This window comes from Burkholderia sp. Ac-20384, assembly GCF_017104605.1.
Classification (GTDB): domain Bacteria; phylum Pseudomonadota; class Gammaproteobacteria; order Burkholderiales; family Burkholderiaceae; genus Burkholderia; species Burkholderia lata.
Genome location: NZ_JAAGPE010000060.1, coordinates 16650 through 43119 on the forward strand (window position 1 = coordinate 16650; position 26470 = coordinate 43119).

Sequence of the window (26470 nt, forward strand, 5' to 3'; positions counted from 1 at the left end):
AGCGATGCATGTGGCGAACGACAACATGTCGCGCGCGGTGTCGTTTCACCATTAAATACTGTACCGATAGATCGAGGTAACCCATGTTGAGCTTTTCGATTGTCATAAATACGCTCAATCGTGCCGGATTATTGCAGAAGACCTTGGAGAGTTTTCGCTGGATTCGGTACGCTGGTGACTTCGAAGTCATTGTAGTCAACGGCCCATCGACCGACGCATCGGCGGAAGTGATTGAGTCCTGGGCCCCTTTCGTCCGCGCCGGAACCTGTCCAGTCGCAAATCTGTCGGTCTCCCGGAACGTCGGCATCTGTATGGCGGAAGGCGATGTCGTGGCCTTCATCGACGATGACGCGATACCCGAGCCGGAATGGCTGACCCAGCTCGCTGCGGCATACGACTCCCCGGAGATCGGCGGTGCGGGCGGTCTCGTGTTCGATCAAACCGGCTATACGTACCAGTACGAATACAGCACGGCCAATCGCCTCGGCAATTCAAACTGGGCAGCCAAGAAAAGCGCAGAGCATCTGTGTTTTCCGGGGTCCTACGAATTTCCGTATCTTCAGGGAACGAACGCATCGTTTCGTCGTTCGGCCCTGATGGAAGTGGGCGGCTTCGACGAGGAGATCGAGTATTACCTCGATGAAACGGAGTTGTGTTGCCGGCTGGTCGATGCAGGATACGTCATCCGCCAATTGCCGAATGCATACGTGCATCACAAGTTTGCGCCGAGCCATGTGCGCGACGATCACAAGATCACGCGATACCGGTATCCGGTCATCAAGAACAAGATCTATTTTTCACTCAAGCATGCACGCAAGTATCTGCCGCTGGACGAGATCTTCGATGACAATCGAAAGTTCTCGCAAGGGCATGAGAACGATATTCGCTTCCATATAGACGGAGGCCGTCTTGACACGTCCGAGCTCGCGAAATTCAAGGAAGAAAGCACGCGTGCCTGGGATACGGGCGTCGAGCGTGGCCTGCGCGGGCACGCAGAGCTGATCACGGCAGAAAAGAAGGCACGCGTTGCCGGCCAGTTCAAGAAGTTCGAGACGTTCGGCGATCCGGATCAGGACGCGATCGTATTGATCGCGCGTGACTATGCGCCGGCGCAGTCCGGCGGGATCGCTACCTTCAACAAGGATCTCGCTGAAGGATTGGGGGCCGAGGGACGCGTTGTCCACGTGATTACGCAAAGCCCGGATTTCAATCGAGTGGACTTTGAAAACGGCGCATGGATCCATCGCATCGTGACGAAAGAATCGGAGCTTCCTCCGGCTGCAGTCGAACGGAAGATTCCGGCTCACATTTGGAACTGGTCGACGACGGCGCTTCAGGAAGTCAGGCGTATCGCATCGCACCGCAAGATCGGCGTCATCGAGGCGCCGATCTGGGATTGCGAGGGATGTGCGTTCCTGTTTGACGGTACTTGGCCGGTGGTGACCAGCCTGCATACGACGCTCCATTTCTGGATTCAGACCCACCCGGAGTATGCCGCCGACGCGGAGTGGATGAAGTCGTTCGGCAAGCCGATGCTCGCGCTGGAAGCGGAAATGATGACGCGTTCTGACGCGGTGCGAGCGAATAGCCGCGCGATCGTGACCGAAATCGAGGCCGCGTATGGCTTCAAGTTCGATCGACAGAAGACGGTCGTCGTCCCGCATGGCCTCGCGGCCAAGTCGATTGCGCAGGAAGGGCAGCCCGCGGCGAAGACCGATTCGGTAACGTTGTTGTTTGTCGGTCGACTCGAGCCGCGCAAGGGAATCGACGTACTGCTGGAAGCGTTGCCGGAGGTCATGGCCGATATACCGAACCTGAAGGTACGGGTAATCGGTGACGATACGCTTCCCGGGCCGGGCGGGCGCACGTTCAAGGATGCGTTCGTCGATTCGGAGGCAGGCCGCAAGTGGGGCGATCGCGTGTCATTCGAAGGCCGGGCCCCGGACGCAGTCGTGCGTGCCGCGTATGCAGAGTGCGATATTTTTGTCGCACCGAGCCGGTTCGAGTCGTTCGGCCTCGTGTTTCTCGAAGCGATGCGTGAAGGAAAACCGGTCATCGGATGCGCTGCAGGCGGGATGCCGGAAGTCGTTTCACATGACATTTCAGGGCTTCTGGTCACGCCGGGCGATTCGAAATCGCTCGCGCAAGCGATCCGGACGCTCGCGAATTCTCCGGATGTGCGTGCGCGCATGGGGGCGGAAGGCAAGCGGCTGTTTGAAGAACGATTCACGGCAACGCGCATGGCGTCCGAAAGTTCGGCGCTCTACGCGCTTGCGATTCGTAACCAGCTCGAGCCGGTCACGCAATGAAGATTTCCTACGTGAACGGAATTTGCGTAAAGAACGACGCGATCTCGAACAGCATTCGTGACGAGGTTCGTGCTTTACGCGCGAGCGGCATCGATGACATTCGTCTGTTCGCCTATGTATGTGAACATGATGACCTTCCGTCGAAGGTCGTCAGCAATGTCGCGGATATCGCGTACGACGCTCACTTCCTTGAAAGCGACGTCGTGATTTTTCACTTCGGCATTTATTACCCGCTGTTCGATTTGCTATCGATCGTTCCGGCCCGAGCGAAGCGAGTCGTAGTGTTCCACAACGTCACACCTCGTGAGTTCGTCAAGCCCGAGAGCCGTGCATTGATCGATCAGTCCTTCTCGCAGATGTCGAACATCGCGTGGGCCGATCATGTCGTCTGTGTGAGCGACACGAATCTGGACGTGCTGCGCAAGGCCGGTATCAATACGCCAGCAACGGTGTTGCCGCTGGCCATTCATTCGATGTCGCACGCGCCTGCGAAAAAGCCGAGCGTCGACGATGATACCGTCCGTATGGCGTTCATCGGCCGGTTCGTCAAATCGAAGGGGCCGCACGAGTTGTTGATGGCGCTCGGCAATGTGCTGGAATCGAACCAGGCATGTCGTCTAAGGCTCGACATGGTCGGCAACCTGCTGTTCTCCGATCCCGAATTGCTGGCGCAGATCGAGACCATGATGGCGTCGCTGACGCAACAGTACGGCCACCGCATTTCATTGAAGATTCACGGCAATGCGTCGGAAGCGCAGAAGCATGAAATTCTCCAGGACGCGGATCTGTTCGTGTTGCCGACCTATCACGAAGGATTCGGTGTTCCGATTATCGAGGCAATTTCAAACGGCTGCTACGTCATTGCCTACGACAACTCCAATGTCCCGTCCGTAACCAACGGATTCGGGCAACTCGTTGATACCGGCAGCCTGGAAGGCCTTTCCTCGGAACTTGGCCGGGCGGTCGAGCGGATGACGTCTCCAACGTGGCGCGGCAAGGAGGAGGGGAGTTACGCGTCGTTCGTCAAGCACGCGACCCGATATGCCGAACAGTTCTCTCCGAACAAGGTTGCGCGACGGTTCGTCAATCTCGTCAACAACATCCAGTAATTCAAGGGTGCACGCTCGCGTGCGACGTGCTTCACCAAGCGGGCAACAGAGACGCACCTTATTTCGCAGATATCTAACGATGGCAAGTGAGAAGACAGCCTACTTTCCGTATATCGACGGCCTACGCGCATTGGCGGTGCTGTCGGTCATGCTTTTTCACCTGAATGGGCACTGGCTTCCAGGTGGCTTTTCAGGGGTCGACATCTTCTTCGTGATATCTGGCTTTGTGGTCAGTTCGTCTGTCGCGAACCTCGGTTCGATATCGCCCGGGCGGCTTCTGCTGCTCTTTTATGCACGAAGAATGCGGCGGATCCTGCCCGCGCTGATCGTGGTGTTGCTGGTAACCGGTCTCGTTTCGGCGCTCGTCATTCCGTCGTCCTACCTGAGCGACAAGAGTCAGATGACCGGACTGTACGCGTTCTTCGGGTTGAGCAATTTCATCCTGGGCGCCGGCGGCAACGACTATTTTTCACCGACTGCCGAATTCAATCCGTACACGCACACGTGGTCGCTTGGCGTCGAGGAGCAGTTCTATCTTGCTTTTCCGTTCCTCTTCTGGGCCTGGCTTGCGCGCAAGAACTGGCGCCATCTGTCCGTTATCCTGATTGCGGCAGGGTTGGGTGCTTCGCTGGCTTGGGGACATTGGCTGGGGCAAACCAATCAGACACAAGCTTTCTATTTCATTTTCGGCCGGTTCTGGGAATTGGCCGCCGGTGTTCTCCTTTACCAATGCTTCGTGCTTTCCGGGTTCATCACGACCGAATCGACGCGCGCCCCTGCCACTGCGTGGACCAAGGCAGGCGCTTGGCTGTCGGCACTCGTCGTGATGGTCGGGCTCGTGATTTCGAAGTCGGATCATTATCCGTTTCCCGGGGCGATTCTGCCGGTTGTCGGCACTGTCGGGCTGTTGGGATTCCTCTATGGCCGGCAGCACGCAGGCCTGATTTCCACGCTTCTCGAAAGCGCTCCCGCACGCTTCATCGGCCGGATTTCCTATTCTCTCTATCTTTGGCACTGGCCGATATACGTCGTGCTGCGCTGGACGACCGGGCTCGAGTCGCCGGTCGCGATTGTTTGTGCTGTCGCGCTGACCTTTGCATTTGCGATTGCTTCATATCGCTTCATCGAGGAGCCGTTCCGTCACGGATTGTCCGCGGTTCGAATTCCGCGGCTGATCGTCGTTGCGCTCGGATTGTGTCTAATGGGCGGAGGGGCGTGGGTTTCGGCGAAGATGGCCGAAGATCAGCCGAGATTTTCGCTCAGCACCGTCACCAGACATGGGGAAGACTGGTATCCGTACGGGACCGACACGAATCCCGCGTTCCCCGGGTGCCATACCGACGTTGCACCACAAGATGTGCAAGGCGGCCAGCTGTGGATCTACTCGCGCAAGAATTGTGATCTGCCCCAGAAGAGTCAGCATCGCATATTCGTGATCGGTGATTCGCACGCGATGGCCTATTCCGGCATGTTCAAGCAGTTTGTGGTTCAAACGGGTGTTACCGTCTATGCGTACAACAATGCCGGTTGTCCGTTCCTCAGCTTGCAGCCCTGGCGAGAGGATGGCAATCCCGTTTGCCATCAATACGGCGATTCGGCGTTGAAGGACATGTTGACCCGACTGCAACCGGGGGACGTCGTTTTTCTGCCCTCCCTGCGTTTGCCCCGGATGATCGATCAATGGGCGTATTTCGGTGACGAGACCGCGAGAAAGCAACTGTTCGGTGACGAGGCAGACAAAGGCCGAGACCAGGCTGTCCAGGAGGCCATTCCGGAGCTGCGCGACATCGAGAGGCGTGGTGGCAAGGTCGTCTTGGAGGCGCCGAAGCCGATTTTCCGAATGGTTCCGTATCGTTGCTCCGACTGGTTCAATCGACACAACCCGATCTGCGAACGGGGCCCGATAATCAGCCGAAGTGAAATCGACGAAATGCGGGCGCCGATTCTGAAAGCGTATTCACGGATGGAAGCGGCAGTGCCTGGCGTGCATACGTGGGATCCGTTGCCGTCGTTGTGTTCAGACACAACGTGTTCGGCATATGACGGCCGCCGTCCGCTGTTCTTTGATGGCGACCACATCAGTGGATACGGGAATCTGCGAGTCTTGCCAAGTTTCGAGTCGTTCATGTTGAAGCTGCTTTAAAACGCCGGAAAAGGAAAAATACAATACACGGTCGCATGGATTGTGGGGTCGCAATCCATGTGATGTACGACAGAGGAAATCCATACGCCATTCCGCAGGGCTTGCGGTTTCGTCGCGTTCGGACATGCCGTGAGCTGGAGACAATTTTCGACTGGACCGTCCACGATCACGGGGCGCGCCCGCAGGGCAAGCCTGCCGAACGGTGGGGCTTGCTCTCTACACCGGGATTATCATTTATTCGAATCGCTTGCGATCTTTGCAGCGACCGTGTTTACGCGCCGAAGACATATTCGTATTGCCGATTTATGATGCGGGTTTCGGTCGGCCGTGATTACGGCGGGCCGCAACGTCTACTTGCGACGATTCGAATGCGTCGTCAGTCCGCGGACGTTGTGTTGCAGGTGCAAGGTGCCCATGCGTAGCCTGCGACGAATTTGCGCTAACGGAGGTTAAGCACGTTTTCGTCGGCCCGATAACGGGTTCGACGGTCAGATGATCGCCGCGTATCGTGCGCCGGTGCGAAGCAGAAGTGTGCCTGTCGGGGGCTGTCGTCAATAACGGCAGCGGCGGGGCCGGCGTGCAGCGATGGCGATGGGTTTGATTATTCTTTTTTATAGCGTTGTGGTCAGATGAAAGAACAACTTAGAAAAGTTGCCCGCGAAGTGGCTGGCTGGCCCGTAATCGGACGATTGGTTCATATTGGCGTCGGGATCGTACGCCTGCCGCAGATCCGTGAATCGGTGGCGAGCATCAACCATCGTCAGCACGTATTCGAGGCCGACCAATTGCCGGAGCTGCTGCGCGCGCTGTCCGCTGCTGATGATCATCAGGTCGATCTCGACAATCTCGTGCATGCGATGCCGATGACGTTGCGAAAGCACACGCGGGATATCGATGAACTGGCGGCGAAGGTCGATGCACTGCTCTCGGACGTGTCGGCCTTGCGAGACCGGATGGGGTATGGCGAATCGGCGCTGGCCGACCGCACACAGTCCATCGACTACTTGCTTGGCCGGATCGAGTTCGTGCGCCGCGAGCTGATGTTCGAAATGCGGTACGGGGCACGGGAAGTGCAGCCAGACGGCGGCGCGATCGGGGTCAAGGCCGAAATTTTGTCGCAGGACAAGCTAGAAGTCGCGCGTCGCGAGGGTATTCGCCTGAATCTCGGCTGTGGCCACATTCCGCTGAATGGCTACCTGAACGTCGATCGACGTGCGCTGCCAGGTGTCGACGTCGTGTCGGAGGTCGATGGATTGCCGTTCGGGAAGGGCGAATTGACCGAGATCTTTTCGGCGCACCTGCTGGAACATTTTCCGGAGGAGCAACTGCGTCGCGAGCTGCTGCCGTATTTCTTCGGGCTGCTCCGGACCGGAGGCGAGTTGAAGGCGATCGTGCCCGATGCAGAGGCGATGATCCGCGAATACTCGAATGGCACGTATCCATACGATGATTTGCGTGAAGTGATGTATGGCGGGCAGGACTACGATGGCGATTTCCATTTCAACATGTTCACGCCGGATTCGATGATCAAGCTGCTGACCGAGGCGGGCTTCGAGACGCCGACGATTATCGATCGTGGTCGCAAGAACGGCCGATGCTACGAGTTCGAGATTACGGCGAAAAAGCCGGTGGCACAGATGCTGGCAGCCTGACGCCGTGGCCATGTATCCACGTATCTCCATCGTCATCAACACGTTGAATCGGGGGCCGGTCCTCCAGAAGACACTCGAGAGTTTCCGGTGGCTCCGGTTCCCGGGCGAATTCGAGGTCATCGTCGTCAACGGGCCGTCGACCGACAACTCGGACGAAGTCATTGCGTCGTGGCTACCGAAGATCCGTGCCGGAAAATGCGATGTCGCGAATCTGTCGGTCTCGCGCAACGTCGGGATATGTATGGCGCAGGGCGACGTCGTGGCGTTCATCGATGACGACGCGATTCCGGAGCCCGAGTGGCTGATGCAGCTTGCCGAACCGTATCTCGATCCTGACGTCGGTGCGGTCGGCGGTTTCGTCTATGATCACACGGGCTACACGTTCCAGTACAGGTACGCGGTCGTTGACCGCTATGCGCACGCCTATCTGAACATGATGGAGGCGTCGCCACGTCTTTCGTTTCCGAAGAGCGTGCGCATCCCGCACTTGCTCGGCTGCAACTCGTCGTTCCGGCGCTCGGCGCTATTGCGGATCGGCGGGTTCGACGAGGAGTTCGAATATTTCCTGGACGAAACGGATGTTTGCATGCGGATCGTGGACGCCGGCTACCTGATCGCGCAACTGCCGCGTGCGTACGTGCATCACAAGTACGCACCCAGCAACCTCCGCGGCGAAAACAAGGTGGTGCGCAACCGCTATTCCGTCATCAAGAACAAGGTCTACTTTTCGTTGAAGCATGCGCGCGAATTTTTTCCGACCGAGCGCGTGATGGAGGAACTCTCCAAGTTCGTCGAAATGCAGCGCAAGGAAGTCGTCTGGGCCGAAGGCGAGGGGCTGCTGACTCGCGCCGATGTCACGAAATTCGAGGAAGACGTCGTGCGCGCGTACGACACGGGCGTACAGCGCGGCTTCGAGGGCGTCAAGCCCGAGGCGATGATCGACGCGCACAAGCTCGAACGTCATGCAGGCGAATTCCTGCCGTTCGACACCTTCAACAACGGCCGCACGATCGTGCTGACCTCGCGCGATTTTCCGCCGAATCACGGCGGGGGCATCGCGACGTTCACGAAGGACCTGGCCGAAGCACTTGCCGCGCAGGGCAGCATGGTGCACGTCATCACGCAGAGTCCCGATACGAATCGGGTCGACTTCGAGAACGGCGTCTGGGTTCACCGGATCGTGTCACGTGAAATCGACCGGACGCCGGCGGCAGTCGAGCGGAACGTCCCGCAACATATCTGGAACTGGTCGGCGACCGCGCTGGCAGAAGCGCGCCGGATCGCCGAGCATCGCGACATCGACATTGTCGAGTCGCCGATCTGGGACTGCGAGGGCATTGCGTTCCTGCTCGACGGCAAGTGGCCGCTCGTCACGAGCCTGCACACGACGCTGCACTTCTGGCTCGAATCCCACCCGGAACACCGGCAGGATGCTGCGTGGATGGCGTCGTTCGGTACACCGATGCTCACGCTCGAGCGCGAGCTCATGACGAAGGCCGATGCGGTGCGGGCAAACAGTCGCGCGATTGTGCGCGAGATCGAACGGATGTACGAGATCTCGTTCGATGCGGCGAACATGCGCGTCGTTCCGCACGGAATGGCTGAGCCGGCCGGTATTCAGTCGGGTGCGAAGCGCGCGACAGGCATCGAAGTCCTGTTCGTCGGCCGGTTGGAGCCGCGAAAGGGGATCGACGTGTTGCTCGAAGCGATGCCGGTCGTGCTGGAGGCGGTGCCGGACGTCCGGCTCAGAATTGTCGGCGACGATTCGCTGAAGCTGCCCGATGGCCGAACCTACAAGGAGGCGTTCCAGAAGCAGCACGGGAAGTCGTGTTGGCGCGATCGGATCAGATTCGACGGACGAATCGACGACGCCGCGTTGAACGAAGCGTATGCGACGTGCGACGTGTTCGTTGCGCCGAGCCGGTTCGAGTCGTTCGGGCTCGTATTCCTGGAGGCAATGCGTGTCGGTAAACCGGTGATCGGATGCTCGGCAGGCGGAATGCCGGAAGTCGTCGAGCATGACGTGAACGGACTGCTGGTGCCGCCGGGCGATGCCGATGCCCTCGCGCAGGCGATCCTGCGTCTCGTGCGTGATCCTGTCGAGCGCGCGGCGATGGGCGCGCGTGGCCGGCAGATCTTCGAGACACGGTTTACCGCAGACGAGATGGCCGGCAAGAGCGTGGAACTGTACGAACTGGCAAGTACCGGCGCCGCACGCGCGGCCTGACGGGCATCGTGCTTGCCGGCGGCGGCAGGTACCCCGATTCAATGGCGGGCGCTCCGGGCATCATGGCCGGGGCGCCCGTGTCACTATCGGACCTCGTTTCCCCGCCACCGCCGGTTGCCGAAGAAATCGATCCATCGGTCGAGATCGGCACCGTACGTCGCGCGGTTGTCCCTGCGGCCGATGGCGAGAAAATCGTCTGTAAACCGCTCCCGGATGGTTCGATACACATCGCCGAAACGATCCGAAATCTTGTTGAGCCCTCCCGTTCTCGTCAACTGAACGCCGGCCAGTCGATCGGCCGGGAGCTCCAGATGCGTGGCGACCACGTCGAGCAGTTGCGACGACGCGTCGGACAATGCTTCATAGCTCACGCGCAGCGGCTGGATGCCCGTCTTGCGGAAGTAGGCATCCCAGTTCGCTTCGTGCGAGTGCAGCATCATCAGTTTTGCGAGAATCCCGAGGAAGTCGTAACGGACGTCGGGCGCCGGCATGTCCGCATCTGCGGCCGGCATGTGCCAGGTGCCTGTTTCGTCTGCGATGTACAACGACACGGCCTGAGCTATCGAGTCCTCGCGGCGTACGTAGATCCAGCGATGATTCGGCAGTACGTCGTCGAGCGTCGTGTAGCCGGTCACGCTGCTTTCGAGCCAGTCATCCAGATGGGCACGGTGGTCGTGCATGATCTTCGCGCCGAAGATGCCGTTTGCGCTTTGGTCGCGGATCAGTGCCTCGAGGTCGTGGCTGAAGTCCCCGGATGGCGTGCGTCCGAACGGCGACTGGGTATCGTAGGGGTACTGGAAATATTCGGCCGGCCGGCCCACACCGGCGTAGGTCAGTGCGTTTGATAACGCAGTGCTGCCGCAACGCGGCGTGAATGCAATCGTATAGGTGTGTTCGACACCCGCCTGTTCGAGGCGGGTGCGAAGGGTAGCGATATCGATGGACTGCGGCATGTCGCGTAATGCAAGAAAGGGCTGGATCGATGCGAGAGTCACGCGGAACTGCCCAGCCACTGCACGACGCGCGCTATGTCCGGCCGTTTCCGGCGAGTCGCCGGTAGAGATTGACGTAACGTTCGATCATCTGCTCGGACGTAAGGTTCCGTTCGAACCGTGCGCGTGCATTACGGCCGAATACAGCGGCGCGTTCGGGGTCATCCCACAGTGTCGTCATTGCGCCGCGGAACGCGACGGGATCTTCGGGCGGTACGACCAGTCCGGTTTCGTTTGCGATGTTCACGAACGACGTGCCGGTGCCGATTTCGGTGGAGATCAACGGCTTGCCGAACATCGCACCTTCGACCAGCGAGATGCCGAACGCCTCCGCGCGCAGGTGTGACGGGAAGGTCAGGCCGTGGCACAGACTCAGCAGTGCGACCTTGTCCTCGTCTGGCACGGCGCCGACGAAAATCGCACGATCGCCGAGCGCGAGTCGCGCGGCTTGCGCCTTCAGATCGCTTTCAACCGGGCCGGCACCGATGATCACTGCCTTCATCGACGAGCCGGCGAGTGCGTCGAGCAGCACGTGCAATCCCTTGTAGTAGCGGAGGTTGCCGACGAAGAGGAAGAACTTCGGCCCCACACGGTCGCGCCAGTATGCGATGCGTGCGGGATCGGGGGCGGGGTAGCGCTGCTCGTCGAGGCCGATCGGAATGACTTCGACCTTGTCCTTGTACCGCCGGAGCACCGGGCTCGTCTCGAGATAGTTGGGCGACGTCGCGACGATGCGGTCGACGTCGCTCAGGAAGCGGTGCTGCAGTGGCTTGTATGCCTGGAGGAGGAGTTTCTGCCGAGTGATGTCGGCGTGATAGGTGACGAGCGACGGCTTGCCCGAGCGGGTCGCGAAATGCACGACGTCCATGAACGGCCACGGGAAGTGGTAGTGGATGACGTCGGCCCGTTTCGCGAGATCGGCGAAGCGGCGGAACGCGGCCATCGAGAACGGTGACGACGCGACCTGAAGGTCGACCTTCGCACGGTGATGAACGTGATCACCGAAATCGACGGATGTCGTATCGGTGCTGACCGTCAGGACTTCGCTCGTGACGCCGCGCTTGCTTGCCCCCGAGCAGACCTGGCCGATGAGTTCCTCGACTCCGCCCATCGAGTCCGGGCGATAGGTCTTGTAGAAATGTAAAACGTGCATAAGGCTTCAGGGTGCCGGGCGGGCGCAGGCGGAACAGGGAAGGGGCGGCCGTGCCGCCCCGGATTTTTCTGTCGCGCTGCGATCAGGCGGCAGGCGCACGACCGTAGACATCCTCGAAGCGGACGATGTCGTCTTCGCCGAGGTATTCGCCGCACTGCACTTCGATCAGAACCAGGTCCACGACGCCGGGGTTGATCAGGCGGTGCTTGTGACCGGCCGGGATGTAGGTCGATTCGTTCGGTTGCAGCGAAATGACCTGTTCGCCATTGACCACGTCGGCGCAGCCGCGCACCACGATCCAGTGCTCGCTGCGGTGATGGTGCATCTGCAGCGAAAGCGACGCGCCCGGCTTCACGACGATGCGCTTCATCTTGAAGCGGTCGCCTTCCTCGAGCACGGTGTACGTACCCCAGGGGCGGTGCACGGTGCGGTGAATTCGATAGGCGTCGTGATTCGAAAGCTTCAATTGCGAGACGATCTGCTTGACGTCCTGCGCGCGGTCGCGCTTCGCGATCAGCAGTGCGTCGGGCGTATCGACGACGACCAGATCTTCGATGCCGACGGCGCCGATCGTCCGCTCGTCGGAGCGGAAATAGCAGTTGGACGTGTCGTGCAGCAGTGCCGTGCCTTCGATCCGGTTGCCGCGCTCGTCGGGTTGTGTCAGGTCGCTGATCGCGAGCCACGAGCCGATGTCGCTCCAGCCAATGTCGCACGGCACCACGGCTGCGCGGTCCGTGCGCTCCATGACTGCGTAGTCGATCGAGATGTCCTTTGCGGTACCGAATTCGGCGCCCGACAACTCGACTGCATAGTCGTCGTTGACGCTCGACCAGCTGCCGGCAGGGATTGCCTGTTGCACGGGGCCTGCGACTTCCGGTGCATGCACGTCCATTTCGTCGAGCATCGTCTGGGCCGCGAAGCAGAAGATGCCGGCATTCCATGCGTGCTTGCCGTCGACCGCGAGCCGTGCTGCGACTTCTGCATTCGGCTTCTCGACGAAGCTCACGATGTCGTAGACGCTGGCGGTATCGTCGCCCTGTTCGTACTGGATGTAGCCGAACCCCGTTTCTGCACGCGTGGGCTTCACGCCGAATGCGACGACCTTGCCGGCCGCTGCTGCCTGCGTGGCTTGCAGGACTGCCGCGTTGAACGCGTCGAGATCGTTGATCAGGTGATCGGCGGGCATCACGAGCATGACCGCTTCCGGCCCGTGCCGTTCACGCACGACGGCGGCCGCTGCCTCGATTGCCGCGGCCGTATTGCGGGAAACGGGTTCGAGGACGAAGCCCATCCGCACGTCGCGCTGCCGGACTTCGGTGCAGTCGTCTTTCGTCAGAAAGTACGTATCGCGATTGGTCACGAAGAGGACTTCGTCGACGCCGGGGATGCCGCAAGCGCGCAGATAGGTTTTTTGAAGCAGCGACTGGCCGTCGGCCAGCTTGAGCAACGGCTTCGGAAACGCTTCGCGTGACACCGGCCAGAGGCGGGTGCCTGCGCCCCCGCAGATGATGACAGGAATGATGTTCATGAGACTGAGCGGCGCCATTCAGTAAGCCAAACGGCGATTTTAGCCGAATTCGTCCCCCCAGAATTCGGCTTCAGTACATATGGTTACCGAATTTTCACCGTTTTAGATTGGATGCTCCCCATTATTTCTTAGCCGCTCCGGCATGGGCAGCGAGCGTGGTTTTTGCCGGCGTTTGTCGGCATAATGACGCCACTTTCACGCTGGCGCCCTGACGGGACGTCGGCTGGGCCGGCCCGCCGCCGCCGTGTCCCGGCGCTGCATGCGGGGGCGGTACCCTCGTCAGACGGCTCCACCGGCGCCGGCAGCCGCACCTTCGAACCGGCCTCGTGGCGCGCACGGCCTACCGGCCCATTGCCGATTTCCACCCTTCGCTTGTGCGTCGACTGCATGAAGTTGCTTTTTGACCTGAATTCCCTGCGGCCGCCGCGTAGCGGCGTTGGCTATTACACGCAGCATCTGCTCGAGGGGTTGTGGCATCGGCCGGAGGTCGACGCGCTTGCCGGATGGGCCGGCGCGACCGTCCGCGAAGGTGACGAACTGCAGGCGCTGCTGCGGGACGACGCTGCGCCCGCGAACGCGGCGCGTACCACGCGCGGGCCGACGGCCGCCGCAATCCGTTTCGCGCGCAACATTCCCGGCGCGTATCAGGCACGCACTTTCTTGCGCGATCGTTCGTCTGCGCGCCTGCGCGACGACTTCGCGCGTCGCGGCTACCTGTACCACGAAACCAATTTCATCGCGTCCCGCTATCGCGGGCCGACGGTCGTGACGATTCACGACCTGTCGCACCGGCCAAATCCGGAGTTTCATCCGCGCGAGGCCGTCAGGTATCTTGACGAAGGTCTGCCGCGCACGTTCGCACAGGCGCAGGCGGTGATTGCGGTGAGCCATTACACGAAGCAGGCGATTCACGACCTGTTCGGATTGCCGGACGAGAAAGTCGTCGCGATCCACCTGGGTGTCGAGCCGTCGTTCCGCCCGTACGATGCGGCTGAATGCGAGGCGGCGCTGGCGACGCATGGTCTGAGCCATCGCGGATTCATCCTGTCGGTTTGCACCCTGCAGCCGCGCAAGAACCTGCCGCGTCTCGTCGAAGCCTTCGGCCGATTGCCGGCCGGCGTGCGCGACGCGTTTCCGCTCGTGCTGGTCGGGGCCGACGGCTGGATGAATTCGGGACTGATGCGTGCGATCGCACCGCTCGTCGAAGCCCGGCAAGTGATCGTGCCCGGCTATGTATCGCGTCACGATCTGGGCCGTCTGTTTGCGTCCGCAGCGCTGTTTGCGTATCCGTCGCTCTACGAAGGCTTTGGCCTGCCCGTGCTCGAGGCCATGGCGAGCGGTACGCCGGTGCTGACGTCGAACGTGACGTCGCTTCCGGAGGTGGCGGGCGGCGCGGCGCTGGAGGTCGATCCCCGCTCGGTCGATGCGATCGCCGACGGGCTAGCGCGCCTGGCCGGCGATGACGCGTTGCGTGGAGCACTGGCCGCGAAAGGGCTGCTGCGGGCGGCGGAGTTCACGTGGGCGTCGACGGTGGAGAAGACGTGCGGCGTTTACCGTTCGCTGGGCGCATGAATGCTGACGGGCGACTGCATATTGCGGTTGTGCGGTAAACGGAACGGACGAATGAATGGACGGGCGATATGCGAATCGTGATTAGCGGTGCGAATGGATTTGTCGGACGAGCCGTCAGCGTGTGGTCGATCGGGCGCGGCCACGAGGTGGTCGCGCTTGTACGTCGCCCCGGGACCTGCGCTCCGGGGGTACGCGAGTGCGTGATCGACGACGACAACTTCGCGGGCATCGCGGCGGATGCCGACGAGCGGGTCGGCACGTGCGATGCATTTATCCATCTTGCGGCTCGGGTTCACGTGATGCATGACCAAGCTGCCGATCCACTCGCTGCGTTCCGCGCGGTGAACGTCGACGGCGCGTTGAATGCGGCGCGTGCTGCTGTGCGGGCCGGTGCGCGCCGCTTCGTATTCGTCAGCAGTATCAAGGCGCTGGGCGAGGCGGAGCCGGGCAGGCCGTGGCGTGAGAACGATCCACCGGCGCCAGCCGATCCCTATGGTGTGTCCAAGCTCGAGGCGGAAGCCGCTTTACAGTCGTTCGGCCGCAGTCACGGCATCGCGATGACGATCGTCCGTCCACCGCTCGTCTACGGTCCGGGCGTCGGGGCCAACTTCCTCGCATTGATGCGGGCGGTAGACAAGGGCGTGCCGCTTCCGCTCGGCGCCATTCCGGCCCGCCGCAGCCTCGTCTACGTCGACAACCTCGCGGATGCATTGCTGCGATGCGCAATCGATTCGCGTGCCGTCGATGATTGCTTTCACGTCGCCGATGATGATCCGCCGACCGTGCCCGGGTTGCTGCGCATGACGGGCGTCGCGCTCGGCAAGCGTGCCCGGCTGTTTCCGGTTCCGGTCGCGGCGTTGCGTCTGGCCGGCATGCTGACGGGGCGGCGCGGTGCGATCGAGCGTCTGACGTCCGATTTGCGGCTCGACTCCGGCCACATCGGCGATGTGCTCGGCTGGCGGCCGTCGCATACGACCGAAGCGGGGCTTGACGCGACGGCCGTGTGGTATCGTTCGCGCGATACTCGACGATAAACACATGCACCTCGCAATAACGACGTGGACGGCGGCGGTGGTGGTGGGGCTGGTCGCCGGTGCTGTTTCGGCCGCGATCCTGCGCACGCTGCTGGCGACCGGCCTCGCATGGCGGCTTGCCACCGACATTCCTAATGATCGTTCGCTTCACACGCTTCCCACGCCACGCGTCGGTGGCTGGGGCATCGTCCCGGTCTCCGTGATCGCGTTGGGGTGCCTGGCGCCGGAACTGTGGCTGATCGCCGTGAGTGCCGCCTGCCTGGCGGCAATGTCGCAGATCGACGATCGCCGCGGGCTGCCTGCCCGGGTTCGCTTTACGGTGCACGTGCTGGCGGTGGCCATGCTGCTGGTCGCGTATCCGGCCGATGCGCCGTGGTGGGCACTGGTCGCGGTCGGCTTCGCGATGGTCTGGCTGACCAACCTCTACAACTTCATGGACGGCTCCGACGGGCTGGCCGGCGGGATGGCGCTGTTCGGATTCGGCGCGCTGGCCGCTGCGTCGCTGCTCGGCGCGCACCCGTCGCCCGGCCTGCTGGCGGGCAGCGCGGCAGTCGCCGGTGCGTCGCTTGGCTTTCTCCTGCTGAATTTCCATCCCGCGCGGCTGTTCCTCGGCGACGCCGGTTCGATTCCGCTCGGCTTCATGGCCGGCGCGCTCGGCTACTGGGGCTGGCGCAGCGGCGTCTGGCCCGTCTGGTTTCCGGTCATGGTGTTCTCGCCCTTTATTACCGACGCATCTGTAACATTGTTGAGACGTTTGTTACGCGGAGAAAAGTTCTGGCAGGCGCACCGCGAGCATTATTATCAGCGGATGGTCCGTTCCGGCATCGGTCACCGGCGTACCGCCATTTGCTGGTACCTCGTGATGCTCGGGGGCATAATCCTAGCCCTGTGGGCATTGAGTCGCCCGGCAATGCAGCAGTGGGGGTTGTGCGTCGTCTGGTGCGGCGTTCTCGCGAGTATCGGATGCGTGATCGACGCGCGCTGGCGCCGGGTCGGACCGGTCGCTGAAAACAATTCTTGAGGTCTCCCGCCGATGTTGCGATCCAAAGCATCTTGGCTGTCACTGAGTGCTTTCCTGTTCGACCTGACGGCGGTTGTCGCCGCATGGTTGTTCGCCTATCTCGTTCGTTTCAACGGTAGCGTTCCGCATGATTTCCTGTGCGGTGCGCTGGCAGCGCTCATCTGGGTGCTGCCTGTCTACGCGCTGATGTTTCACTGCTTCGGCTTGTATCGCGGGCTGTGGGTATTCGCGAGCCTGCCCGACCTGATGCGTATCTCGAAGGCGGTGGTGGGTGGCGGCGTGATCGTGATGATCGGTGCCGTGATGTTCCAGCCGCAGCCGATCATTCCGCGCTCGGTGCTGCTCGTGTCGCCGCTGATGCTGTTCCTCGCGATGGGCGGCGCACGCGCGCTGTATCGCGCGACGAAGGAGTACTGCCTGTACGGCGGGCTCGTCGGGAAGGGCAAGCCGGTGCTGGTGCTCGGCGCCGGTACGGCCGGCGCGAGCCTCGCGCGCGAACTGTCGCGCTCGGGCGAATGGCGCCTCGTCGGCCTGCTCGACGACGACGTCACGAAGCAGGGCCGCGAAATCTACGGCTACAAGGTGCTCGGCTCGTTCAACGACCTCAAGCACTGGACCGACGCGATGAAGGTCGAGTACGCGATCATCGCGATTCCGTCGGCATCGGTCGAGACGCAGCGCCGCGTCGCGACGCTGTGCGTGCGGGCCGGCGTGAAAGCGATGGTGCTGCCGTCGCTGACCGCGCTGATGCCGGGGCAGGGCTTCCTGTCGCAGGTGCGGAACATCGATCTCGAGGATCTGCTCGGCCGCGACGCGGTGACGATCGACACGCCGCACGTCGAGGCGCTGCTGCGCGGCCGCGTCGTGATGGTGACGGGCGCGGGCGGGTCGATCGGCTCCGAGCTCTGCCGGCAGATCCTGCGCTTCGCGCCCGCGCAACTCGTTGCATTCGACCTGTCCGAGTATGCGATGTACCGGCTGACCGAGGAGTTGCACGAACGCTTCCCTGACCTGCCCGTCGTGCCGATCATCGGTGACGCGAAGGATTCGCTGCTGCTCGACCACGTGATGTCGCGCCACGCGCCGCACATCGTGTTCCATGCGGCCGCGTACAAGCATGTGCCATTGATGGAGGAGCACAACGCGTGGCAAGCGCTGCGCAACAACGTGCTCGGCACGTATCGGGTGGCGCGGGCGGCGATCCGCCACGATGTGCGTCACTTCGTGCTGATCTCGACCGACAAGGCAGTCAATCCGACCAACGTGATGGGTGCGAGCAAGCGCCTTGCCGAAATGGCCTGCCAGGCGTTGCAGCAGACGAGCGGGCGTACGCAGTTCGAGACCGTGCGGTTCGGCAATGTGCTCGGCAGCGCGGGCAGCGTGATTCCGAAGTTCCAGCAGCAGATCGCGAAGGGCGGCCCGGTCACGGTCACGCACCCGGAGATCACGCGTTTCTTCATGACGATCCCGGAAGCGTCGCAGCTCGTGCTGCAGGCGTCGAGCATGGGGCATGGCGGCGAGATCTTCATTCTCGACATGGGCGAGCCGGTGAAGATCGTCGATCTCGCATGCGACCTGATCCGCCTGTACGGCTTCTCGGAAGAGCAGATCCGGATCGAGTTCACCGGCCTGCGGCCCGGCGAGAAGCTCTACGAGGAGTTGCTCGCGGACGACGAGGCGACGACGCGCACCCCGCATCCGAAGCTGCGGATCGCGCGTGCGCGGGAAGTACCGGACAATTTCCTCGACGAGCTGCTGCCGTGGCTGATGCAGCATCGTGTCCTGCCCGATGACGAAGTGCGGCGAGATCTGCGGCGCTGGGTGCCGGAATACCAAACGGCCGTGCCCCCGACGCTGCAGAGCGTGCCGTCGGTGCGCGTCGTATCGAACGGGTAACTTGGCCGGGCGGCGGTTCGAACCGCATGGCAATGACGAAAAAAAACGCCCCACGGGGCGTTTTTTTGACGATGCCGGCGGGCCGTTCAGTGGCTGCGCCGCTCCTTCCTCACCACCATCCACCGCGGCACGCGGAACCGCACGATGCTGAGATACAGCCACACGTAAGTCAGCGCGAACAGCACGACGAACACGAACAGGTGCACCGTGTGCCGCCAGAACAGCGTCGCGGGTATCACCGCGACGAGGCACAGCAGCCACAGGTACGGCGACGTCAGCGAATTGCGGCGTGTCAGGTCGTGCGCGTGCTTCGTGCCGACGGCCCAGCGCATCAGCCGCTTGTACACGAGCATGTGCAGGTGCACGCCGTCCGGAATCCCCGGCGACATCCCACGAATGAATTTCTTCCGGTAGATCGAGAAGCAGGTCTCGAAGATCGGGTACATGAACAGCAGCACCGGGTACCACGCCGACACCTCGCGGTTGCGCATCACGAGCATGATCGCGAGCTCCGCGAGCATGAAGCCGATGAAGTACGCGCCGCCGTCGCCGAGGAAGATCAGCCCGGCCGGGAAATTCCACAGGAAGAAGCCGAGCACGGCGCCCATCATGATGATCGACGCGGACATGACGACCGGGTCGCCGACCTGGAACGCCACGTACGCGAGCGACGCGAACATCATGAAGCTGACCATCGACGCGAGCCCGTTGAAGCCGTCGATGATGTTGACCGCATTCGCGAGCGCCGCGACGGCGAGCACGGTGATGAACGCCGAAATGACCGCGTAATGGAGCAGGAAATCGAGCGGCGGCACGCTGATGCGCGTGACCGCGATGTCCATCAGCCAGAACGCGAGCGCGGCCGCGCCCATCGTGCAGAGCAGCCGCGCACGCGGCGACACGCGTTTGGTCAGGTCTTCGACGAGGCCCGACAGGAACGCCGGCATGCCGCAGGCGGTGATGCCCAGGATGCTGCCGGCGATCGTCGGATAGCGTTCGAGCAGGATCAGTGCCGATGCAACGACGCCCGCGAGGATCCCGATGCCCCCGACCCGCGGCACGGGCCGCACGTGGAATTTCTGCACGCCGGCCAGGTCGCTGTCGACCGAGAATTTCTCGTGAAGGTGCGCATAGCGCACGATGAACAGCGTGACGAGCAGGGAGACGATAAAGCCGGACGCGAAGCTGAGCATGGGATCGCTCGAAAAATGGACAGCGGATTATACAAAACCGCGCGGGTTCCCCTCCTGCCATCGCCAGTGATCGGCACACATTTCTTCGATGCCGAGCGTCGCGCGCCAGCCGATGATGTCGGCCGCGGCCTGCGGGTTCGCATAGCACTCGGCGATGTCGCCCGGGCGGCGCGCGACGAGCTCGTACGGCACCGGGCGGCCCGACGCCTTTTCGAACGCGCGCACGACTTCCAGCACGCTGTAGCCCTGGCCCGTGCCGAGGTTCACGACGAAGCTCGCGTCGCGTTTCGCGAGCGCGTCGAGCGCGGCGATGTGCCCCTTCGCCAGATCGACGACATGGATGTAGTCGCGCACACCGGTGCCGTCCGGCGTCGCGTAGTCGGAGCCGAACACGCGCAGCCGTTCCAGCTTGCCGACCGCGACCTGCGCGACATACGGCATCAGGTTGTTCGGGATGCCGGCCGGATCCTCGCCGATCAGCCCGCTCGCGTGCGCGCCGACCGGGTTGAAGTAGCGCAGCGTGGCGATTCGCCACGACGGGTCGGAAACCTCGAGATCGCGCAGGATCTGCTCGGCGATCAGTTTCGACTGGCCGTACGGGTTCGTCGCGGACAGCGGGAACGATTCGTCGATCGGCGAGCGCTCGGGCACGCCGTACACGGTCGCGGACGAACTGAACACGAACTGCCTGACGTTGCGCTCGCGCATCACCTTGAGCACGGCGAGCAGGCCGCCGATGTTGTTCTGGTAGTACTCGAGCGGCTTCGCGACCGATTCGCCGACGGCCTTGAGCGCCGCGAAATGGATCGTGCCGGTGATCGGGTGTGCATCGAATACCTTGGCGAGCGCGGCTTCGTCGCACACGTCGACCTGATGGAACGCGGGCGTCTTGCCCGTGATCCGCTCGATGCGGCGCACGGATTCGGCCTTGCTGTTGACGAGGTTGTCGACGATCACGACATCGTAGCCGTTGTCGAGCAGCTCGACGGCGGTGTGCGAGCCGATGTAGCCCGCGCCGCCGGTAACGAGGATGGTGCCTTTAGCGGTCATTGCAGATGCGCTCCTTCAGAGTGTGAATCCGGTCAACGAATGGATGGTCTCCCTATAGCGCTCGACGACCTGTTGCTCGTCGAACTCCGCCGCGACCTTGTGCCGGCCGCGTTCGCCCAACGCCGCCCGGCCTTCCGGTCCGAGCGCGATCATGCGATTCAGTTGCTCCGCGAGGCTCGCGCTGTCGCGCACGCGGCACAGGAAGCCTGTTTCGCCATCGGCGACGACGTCGCGGCAGCCCGGCACGTCGGTCGCGACGATCGGGCGGCCCATCGCCGACGCTTCCATCAGTGTGCGCGGCACGCCTTCGCGGTACGACGGCAGCACGACGCAGTCGGCCGCCGCGATATGCGGGCGCACGTCGTGCGCCTCGCCGAGATATTCGATCACGCCTTCGCCGACCCACGCATCGACATCCGCGCGGCCGATCGCGCTCGGATTGTCGACGCCGAGCGGCCCGAGCAGCTGGAAGCGCGCGTTCGGGACACGCGCGCGCACGATGCGCGCGGCCTCCACGTATTCGCGCACACCCTTGTCCCACAGCAGCCGGCCGATCAGGATGAAGACGGGGGCGTCGCCAGCGGGCAGCGGCACGGGCGCGAACTGTTCGAGATCGACGCCTTCGCCGTGCAGCAGGCGCGCGCGATCGGGATGCGCGAGCAACTGCTCGTCGGTGAAGGTCGCGAGATCGTCGCGGTTCAGGAACCACACTTCACGCGGGAAGCGGAACGCGAACCGGTACAGGCGCTTCGCGACGCTTGCCGCGCGGCTCTTCTGGATGAAGACGTAGCCGAGCCCCGTCGTCACCGCGATCGACGGCACGCGCGCGAGCCACGCGGCGACCGAGCCGTAGATGTTGGGCTTGATCGTGTAATGGAACACGAGATCGGGCTTCAGCGCGCGGTAGTGACGCACCAGCGCGGCGAGCGTGCCGAGATCCTCGCGCGGGCTCGTGCCTTTCGACGCGACCGCGAGCGCCACGTAGCGGCAGCCCATCTGCTCGAGCAACGGCACCGTGCGGTCGTGCGGCGCGATCACGATGACCTCGGCGCCGCGCGCGACGAGCGCACGGATCAGCCCGTGGCGATACGTGTAGATCGCCCAGGCCGTGTTGCAGACGAGCGCGATGCGCAGCGGGGAAGTGGCGGACATGAAAAAAAAGAATAAATAAAGCGTCGTAAATGCCGGATACGCCGAATCGGCGTCACGCGGACGGCCGCGCGGCGAACAGCGTCTGCTTGATTCGCTGCAACGTACGGTACGGCGTCACGAAATGCAGCAGGTTCTTGGCGAGGCCGGCCCAGTCGTACGGGTTCAGCACGTTGAAGTGGCTCAGCAGCAGCGTGAGCGTCGACACCAGCTGGCGCCGGCGCTTGGTCGCACTGATCCCGCCCTCGTTCAATTCGTAATAGAGGCCCAGTTCCGGCAGGTTCGCGCAATCGTAGCGTTGCATTAACCGCAAAAAAAGATCGAGATCCTCGGCCGCACGGTATTTCGCACGATAGTTCCCCACTTCACGCACGGCGTCGATGCCCAACATGACCGACGGGTGCACGAGCGGCGAGCGCAGGAAGCGCGTGCGGCGCAGCGTATCCGGATCGGCGGGCGGGGTCAGCATGAAGCGCGGCTCGCCGGCGCGGGACACGACTTGCGTCCACATGCCGACGCAGGCCACGCGCGGGTGGGCGCCGAGATACGCGCGCTCCTTCGCGAGGCGCTGCGGTGCGGCGAGATCGCCCGCGTCGATGCGCGCCGCATAGCGGAAGCCGCGTGCGGCGAGCGCGTCGATGCCGGCCGCGAGCGCACGCTCGATGCCGCCGTTCTGCGGCATGCGCAGCACGTCGATCGTGAGGCCGGGCAGGTCGGGCGCGACGATCGGCGGCGTGCTGCCGTCATCGACGATCAGCACGTGCACGGGCGTGTCCTCGCGAAACGAGGCGAGGGTCCGAACGACGTCGTCGTGCCCGTTGTAGGCCGGCATCAGCACGGCCACGTCGTCGAGCGGGGTCGGGCAATCAGGGGACGTCATGGTCGCAGCTTGAAACGGATGTAATAAAAATTAACGGCGGCGGCGGCCAGGTAGCCGGCCGCCAGCCCGACGAGCGCGCCGTACAGGCCGAGCCGCGGGATGGCGAACAGGTTGACGAGCGCGGCGATCGCGAGCGCGAGCAGCCATTTCGACAGCAACACGAATTTTGCTTGATATTTGAGAACGATAAGATTGCCTATCGCCTCGATGCCGGCCGGCACCGACAGCCAGACCGCCCAGCGGAAAATGTCGACCGACGCCTCGTAGCCGTGGCCGAACACCTTGCCGACGATCAGCGGGGCGGCGGCATCGAGCACGAGCGCGCCGGCCGTCATCAGGCAGGCCGTCATCGCGATCAGCCGGACGATGTTGCGGCGCAGCCGCGCGACGTCCTGCACGCGGTAGACGAAGGCGGGCGCGATCGTCTGCGCGAGCATCAGCGCGAGCGTGATCCAGTTCTCGTTGAGCTGCTGCGCGGCCGAGTAGCGGCCGAGATCGGCGAACGATACGTGGCGCTCGAGCATCAGGCGGTCGAGCTTCAGGAACAGGTACATGCAGATGAGGCCGAGCCAGAACACGGTGCCGGCCGTCGCAAAGTGCCTGAACAGCGGTTTGTCGAACGTCCAGCCGAGCGCGCCGCCGTTACGATGCCGGTAGTACAGCAGCAGCGCGAAGCCGATTGCGGCGGCCTCGAGCGCCCACAGCCACGCGAAGCGGGCGGGGCCCGCGGCCGCACGGACCAGCAGCCAGACGAGCAGCGCCTTCGCCAGCGCGGTGACCATGCTGGTGACGAGCTGCGGCTTGCTGTAGGTCATGCTCTGCAGCCACGCGTTGATGACGCCGACGAACGGCTCGCGGAACACCATCGTGACCGCGAGGCCCGCGAGCATCGCGCCGACCAGCGGATCGAAGGCGCCCGCGGCAATCGCGATCCAGGTCGCGACGAGCGCGGCGACGGAGACGGCGATGCGCAGCGCGAATGCGCTGCCGAGCACCGCGCCGAGCTGGGCGGGCGGGCGCTGGACGATGGTCGGGACGAGGATTTCCGCGCCGCACACCCAGGTGAGCGGCGCCAGTACCAGGAGGAGCGTATTCGCATACTGCCATTTGCCGAACACGTCTGGCCCGAAATAACGGGCCAGCAGGCCGCTGATCGCGATCGCGACGCCGATCTGCGTAAGCCGTTCGAGCCCCAGCCAGACGAGATTCGCGACGGCCTTCGCGACATCCGGGTTGCCGAAGCGCTTCAGCATGCGCTGTGGCGGCGTGCGCGCAAGGCGGCCGGCAGGGCGCCCGGGGGCTGCAGGTTGGCGGCGACGGGACGGCTAGGCATTAAAATGGGCGGCATGCGCGTCATCAAAACCCGCGATTATAAGTGGGATCGGGGTGGCTTCCGCCGTTCTGCGCCAGCGGGTGCGCTCCTTGCCGGGCGGGCATGTATCATGCGCGGCACCGGCGAGCGGCGGCTTGGCAAGCCAGACAATTTTCCATGCACGCAACTGAGAGAAGTGAATCGATGATCTCCCAATCCATCTTCAAGGCATATGACATTCGTGGCGTGGTCGGCAAGACGCTCGACACCGACACCGCGCGCGGGATCGGCCGGGCATTCGGCAGCGAAGTGCGCGCGCAGGGCGGCGATGCGGTCGTCGTCGCGCGCGACGGCCGCCTGTCCGGGCCGGACCTCGTCGGCGCGCTGGCCGACGGCCTGCGTGCGGCGGGCGTCGACGTCGTCGACGTCGGCATGGTGCCCACGCCGGTCGGCTATTTCGCGGCGAACGTCCCGCTCGCGCTGAAGGACGGCGAGCGCCGCGTCGATTCGTGCATCGTCGTCACGGGTAGCCACAACCCGCCCGACTACAACGGCTTCAAGATGGTGCTGCGCGGCGCCGCGATTTACGGCGAGCAGATCCAGGCGCTGTATCAGCGCATCGTCGACGAGCGTTTCGAGACGGGCAACGGCTCGTACGAACAGTTCGACGTGGCCGATCAATACATTGCACGCATCGTCGGCGACATCAAGCCGGCCCGCCCGATGAAGCTCGTCGTCGACGCCGGCAACGGCGTGGCCGGCCCGCTCGCGACGCGCCTGTTCAAGGCGCTCGGCTGCGAGCTGGTGGAGCGTTTCACCGACATCGACGGCACGTTCCCGAACCATCACCCCGATCCCGCCCACCCGGAAAACCTGCAGGACGTGATCCAGGCGCTGAAGGACACCGACGCCGAGATCGGCTTCGCGTTCGACGGCGACGGCGACCGCCTCGGCGTCGTCACGAAGGATGGCCAGATCATCTATCCGGACCGCCAGCTGATGCTGTTTGCGGAAGAGGTGCTGTCGCGCAACCCGGGCGCGCAGATCATCTATGACGTGAAGTGCACGCGCCACCTCGCGCAGTGGATCAAGTCGAAGGGTGGCGAGCCGCTGATGTGGAAGACGGGCCACTCGCTCGTGAAGGCGAAGCTGCGCGAGACGGGTGCGCCGCTCGCCGGCGAAATGAGCGGCCACGTGTTCTTCAAGGATCGCTGGTACGGCTTCGACGACGGTCTCTACACGGGCGCACGCCTGCTCGAGATCCTTACGAAGACGGCCGATCCGAGCGCGCTGCTGAACGGGCTGCCGGACGCGATGAGCACGCCCGAACTGCAGCTGTGGCTCGATGAAGGCGAGAACTTCCGCCTGATCGACAAGCTGCAGAAAGAGGCGAAGTTCGACGGTGCCGAGGAAGTCGTGACGATCGACGGCCTGCGTGTCGAGTACCCGGACGGCTTCGGCCTCGCGCGTTCGTCGAACACGACGCCGGTCGTCGTGATGCGTTTCGAGTCGGAGACGCAGGAAGGGCTCAAGCGCATCCAGGAGGACTTCCGCCGCGTGCTGACGGCCGCGAAGCCGGACGTCAAGCTGCCGTTCTGAGCCTCGGCGGCCGGCGGGCCGCCACCGGCGCGACGGTGTGTCCGATCGTCGCGCCATCCCCGAAAAGCGGCGCACGCTACACGCGTGCGGCCGCTTTTTGTCTGTCCGAGCTCCCGGGCGCGATAAAATCCCCCCTTTATGCCTGTCGCCGGCTGCCTGCCGGCGTTTTTTCAGCGTGCAAAAGATCCTGATCGTGCGCGTGTCGTCGCTGGGCGACGTCGTGCACAACATGCCGGTGATCGCCGATATCCGGCGCCGCCACCCCGATGCGCAGATCGACTGGCTCGTCGAGGAAAGCTTCGTCGACCTGGTCAAGCTCGTCGACGGCGTGCGCAACGTGCTGCCGTTCTCGCTGCGCCGCTGGCGCAAGAAGCCGTTCTCGGGCGCCACGTGGCGCGAGATCCGTGCGTTCCGCCAGCGCCTCGCGGCCGAGCAGTACGACCTCGTGATCGACTGCCAGGGCCTCATCAAGACGGCCTGGGTCGCCAGCTGGGCGCGTGGCCCGCTCGTCGGGCTCGGCAACCGCACCGACGGGCTCGGGATGAACGTCGAGAAGGTGAAGGCCGCGCTCGGCAACGACGCGCCGCTCGACAGCTGGGCGCTGCTGTTCGACCCGAAGTACGCGCAGAAGCTGAAGCACTGCGGTATTTC

19 protein-coding genes are annotated in these 26470 nt (G+C 63.2%); 11 read left to right on the forward strand and 8 right to left on the reverse strand.

Going from position 1 to position 26470, the window contains the following annotated elements:
* Positions 1 to 83 precede the first annotated feature (83 nt).
* From G3O00_RS14140 to G3O00_RS14160, 5 genes are all read left to right on the forward strand, one after another.
* A complete protein-coding gene (locus G3O00_RS14140; RefSeq protein ID WP_206143324.1) occupies positions 84 to 2309 on the forward strand; it encodes a glycosyltransferase in 2226 nt (741 codons plus the stop codon).
* Positions 2306 to 3418, forward strand: a complete 1113-nt coding sequence (locus G3O00_RS14145) for a glycosyltransferase family 4 protein (protein ID WP_206143325.1) — start codon at positions 2306 to 2308, stop codon at positions 3416 to 3418. The genes G3O00_RS14140 and G3O00_RS14145 overlap by 4 nt, the downstream gene beginning before the upstream one ends.
* A gap of 79 nt (positions 3419 to 3497) precedes the next feature.
* A complete protein-coding gene (locus tag G3O00_RS14150; protein WP_206143326.1) occupies positions 3498 to 5561 on the forward strand; it encodes an acyltransferase family protein in 2064 nt (687 codons plus the stop codon).
* 629 nt (positions 5562 to 6190) lie between these two features.
* Positions 6191 to 7213 carry a hypothetical protein gene (locus G3O00_RS14155; protein WP_206143327.1) on the forward strand — a complete coding sequence of 341 codons (1023 nt, stop codon included), beginning with the start codon at positions 6191 to 6193 and terminating at the stop codon, positions 7211 to 7213.
* A gap of 10 nt (positions 7214 to 7223) precedes the next feature.
* Positions 7224 to 9440, forward strand: coding sequence for a glycosyltransferase (locus G3O00_RS14160; protein ID WP_206143328.1), 2217 nt, complete (start codon positions 7224 to 7226; stop codon positions 9438 to 9440).
* An 83-nt stretch (positions 9441 to 9523) separates the two neighbouring features.
* Here the strand turns inward: G3O00_RS14160 and G3O00_RS14165 are convergent, their stop codons facing one another.
* The 3 genes from G3O00_RS14165 to G3O00_RS14175 form a co-directional block, all read right to left on the reverse strand.
* Complete coding sequence (locus G3O00_RS14165; protein WP_206143329.1) at positions 9524 to 10435, reverse strand: Stf0 family sulfotransferase; 912 nt, start codon at positions 10433 to 10435, stop codon at positions 9524 to 9526.
* 31 nt (positions 10436 to 10466) lie between these two features.
* Positions 10467 to 11585, reverse strand: coding sequence for a glycosyltransferase family 4 protein (locus G3O00_RS14170; RefSeq protein WP_206143330.1), 1119 nt, complete (start codon positions 11583 to 11585; stop codon positions 10467 to 10469).
* 82 nt (positions 11586 to 11667) lie between these two features.
* Positions 11668 to 13113, reverse strand: a complete 1446-nt coding sequence (locus tag G3O00_RS14175) for a mannose-1-phosphate guanylyltransferase/mannose-6-phosphate isomerase (RefSeq protein WP_206143331.1) — start codon at positions 13111 to 13113, stop codon at positions 11668 to 11670.
* A gap of 387 nt (positions 13114 to 13500) precedes the next feature.
* Between G3O00_RS14175 and G3O00_RS14180 the strand changes: the two genes are divergently transcribed.
* The 4 genes from G3O00_RS14180 to G3O00_RS14195 all read left to right on the forward strand — a co-directional run bounded on the left by G3O00_RS14180 (position 13501) and on the right by G3O00_RS14195 (position 18636).
* Positions 13501 to 14685, forward strand: a complete 1185-nt coding sequence (locus G3O00_RS14180; protein ID WP_206143332.1) for a glycosyltransferase family 1 protein — start codon at positions 13501 to 13503, stop codon at positions 14683 to 14685.
* A 68-nt stretch (positions 14686 to 14753) separates the two neighbouring features.
* Entirely contained in the window at positions 14754 to 15719 is a 966-nt protein-coding gene (locus tag G3O00_RS14185) for an NAD-dependent epimerase/dehydratase family protein (protein WP_206143333.1), read from the forward strand.
* Positions 15720 to 15723: 4 nt separating this feature from the next.
* On the forward strand, positions 15724 to 16740 hold the full coding sequence (locus tag G3O00_RS14190) for a glycosyltransferase family 4 protein (RefSeq protein ID WP_206143334.1): 1017 nt from the start codon (positions 15724 to 15726) through the stop codon (positions 16738 to 16740).
* A gap of 12 nt (positions 16741 to 16752) precedes the next feature.
* Positions 16753 to 18636 (forward strand): nucleoside-diphosphate sugar epimerase/dehydratase, encoded by a 1884-nt coding sequence (locus G3O00_RS14195; protein WP_206143335.1) that lies wholly within the window; start codon positions 16753 to 16755, stop codon positions 18634 to 18636.
* An 86-nt stretch (positions 18637 to 18722) separates the two neighbouring features.
* Here the strand turns inward: G3O00_RS14195 and G3O00_RS14200 are convergent, their stop codons facing one another.
* The 5 genes from G3O00_RS14200 to G3O00_RS14220 are packed head-to-tail and all read right to left on the reverse strand — an operon-like array spanning position 18723 to position 24161.
* Positions 18723 to 19829, reverse strand: a complete 1107-nt coding sequence (locus tag G3O00_RS14200; RefSeq protein ID WP_011351166.1) for a glycosyltransferase — start codon at positions 19827 to 19829, stop codon at positions 18723 to 18725.
* Positions 19830 to 19856: 27 nt separating this feature from the next.
* Positions 19857 to 20879: a UDP-glucose 4-epimerase GalE gene (gene galE / locus G3O00_RS14205; protein WP_174931094.1), complete on the reverse strand. Its 1023-nt coding sequence runs from the start codon at positions 20877 to 20879 to the stop codon at positions 19857 to 19859.
* 15 nt (positions 20880 to 20894) lie between these two features.
* Positions 20895 to 22031 (reverse strand): glycosyltransferase family 4 protein, encoded by a 1137-nt coding sequence (locus tag G3O00_RS14210; RefSeq protein ID WP_206143336.1) that lies wholly within the window; start codon positions 22029 to 22031, stop codon positions 20895 to 20897.
* A gap of 52 nt (positions 22032 to 22083) precedes the next feature.
* Entirely contained in the window at positions 22084 to 22908 is an 825-nt protein-coding gene (locus G3O00_RS14215; RefSeq protein WP_206143337.1) for a glycosyltransferase, read from the reverse strand.
* Positions 22905 to 24161 (reverse strand): oligosaccharide flippase family protein, encoded by a 1257-nt coding sequence (locus G3O00_RS14220; protein WP_069247323.1) that lies wholly within the window; start codon positions 24159 to 24161, stop codon positions 22905 to 22907. Before G3O00_RS14220 ends, G3O00_RS14215 begins: the two co-directional genes overlap by 4 nt.
* 263 nt (positions 24162 to 24424) lie before the next feature.
* Between G3O00_RS14220 and G3O00_RS14225 the strand changes: the two genes are divergently transcribed.
* Both G3O00_RS14225 and G3O00_RS14230 read left to right on the forward strand, forming a co-directional pair.
* The gene (locus G3O00_RS14225) at positions 24425 to 25819 is read left to right on the forward strand and encodes a phosphomannomutase/phosphoglucomutase (protein ID WP_174931098.1); all 1395 of its coding nucleotides are present in this window, start codon (positions 24425 to 24427) and stop codon (positions 25817 to 25819) included.
* 175 nt (positions 25820 to 25994) lie between these two features.
* Positions 25995 to 26470, forward strand: a 476-nt coding sequence (locus G3O00_RS14230; RefSeq protein WP_346778975.1) for a glycosyltransferase family 9 protein, incomplete at its 3' end; no start/stop codon positions are given.

Bases quoted from the DNA above. Each gene is read 5' to 3' on its own strand.
- G3O00_RS14140 (WP_206143324.1), top strand. From the start codon at position 84: ATGTTGAGCTTTTCGATTGTCATAAATACGCTCAATCGTGCCGGATTA.
- G3O00_RS14145 (WP_206143325.1), top strand. From the start codon at position 2,306: ATGAAGATTTCCTACGTGAACGGAATTTGCGTAAAGAACGACGCGATC.
- G3O00_RS14150 (WP_206143326.1), top strand. From the start codon at position 3,498: ATGGCAAGTGAGAAGACAGCCTACTTTCCGTATATCGACGGCCTACGC.
- G3O00_RS14155 (WP_206143327.1), top strand. From the start codon at position 6,191: ATGAAAGAACAACTTAGAAAAGTTGCCCGCGAAGTGGCTGGCTGGCCC.
- G3O00_RS14160 (WP_206143328.1), top strand. From the start codon at position 7,224: ATGTATCCACGTATCTCCATCGTCATCAACACGTTGAATCGGGGGCCG.
- G3O00_RS14170 (WP_206143330.1), bottom strand. From the start codon at position 11,585: ATGCACGTTTTACATTTCTACAAGACCTATCGCCCGGACTCGATGGGC.
- G3O00_RS14175 (WP_206143331.1), bottom strand. From the start codon at position 13,113: ATGAACATCATTCCTGTCATCATCTGCGGGGGCGCAGGCACCCGCCTC.
- G3O00_RS14180 (WP_206143332.1), top strand. From the start codon at position 13,501: ATGAAGTTGCTTTTTGACCTGAATTCCCTGCGGCCGCCGCGTAGCGGC.
- G3O00_RS14185 (WP_206143333.1), top strand. From the start codon at position 14,754: ATGCGAATCGTGATTAGCGGTGCGAATGGATTTGTCGGACGAGCCGTC.
- G3O00_RS14190 (WP_206143334.1), top strand. From the start codon at position 15,724: ATGCACCTCGCAATAACGACGTGGACGGCGGCGGTGGTGGTGGGGCTG.
- G3O00_RS14195 (WP_206143335.1), top strand. From the start codon at position 16,753: ATGTTGCGATCCAAAGCATCTTGGCTGTCACTGAGTGCTTTCCTGTTC.
- G3O00_RS14200 (WP_011351166.1), bottom strand. From the start codon at position 19,829: ATGCTCAGCTTCGCGTCCGGCTTTATCGTCTCCCTGCTCGTCACGCTG.
- galE (WP_174931094.1), bottom strand. From the start codon at position 20,879: ATGACCGCTAAAGGCACCATCCTCGTTACCGGCGGCGCGGGCTACATC.
- G3O00_RS14210 (WP_206143336.1), bottom strand. From the start codon at position 22,031: ATGTCCGCCACTTCCCCGCTGCGCATCGCGCTCGTCTGCAACACGGCC.
- G3O00_RS14215 (WP_206143337.1), bottom strand. From the start codon at position 22,908: ATGACGTCCCCTGATTGCCCGACCCCGCTCGACGACGTGGCCGTGCTG.
- G3O00_RS14220 (WP_069247323.1), bottom strand. From the start codon at position 24,161: ATGCTGAAGCGCTTCGGCAACCCGGATGTCGCGAAGGCCGTCGCGAAT.
- G3O00_RS14225 (WP_174931098.1), top strand. From the start codon at position 24,425: ATGATCTCCCAATCCATCTTCAAGGCATATGACATTCGTGGCGTGGTC.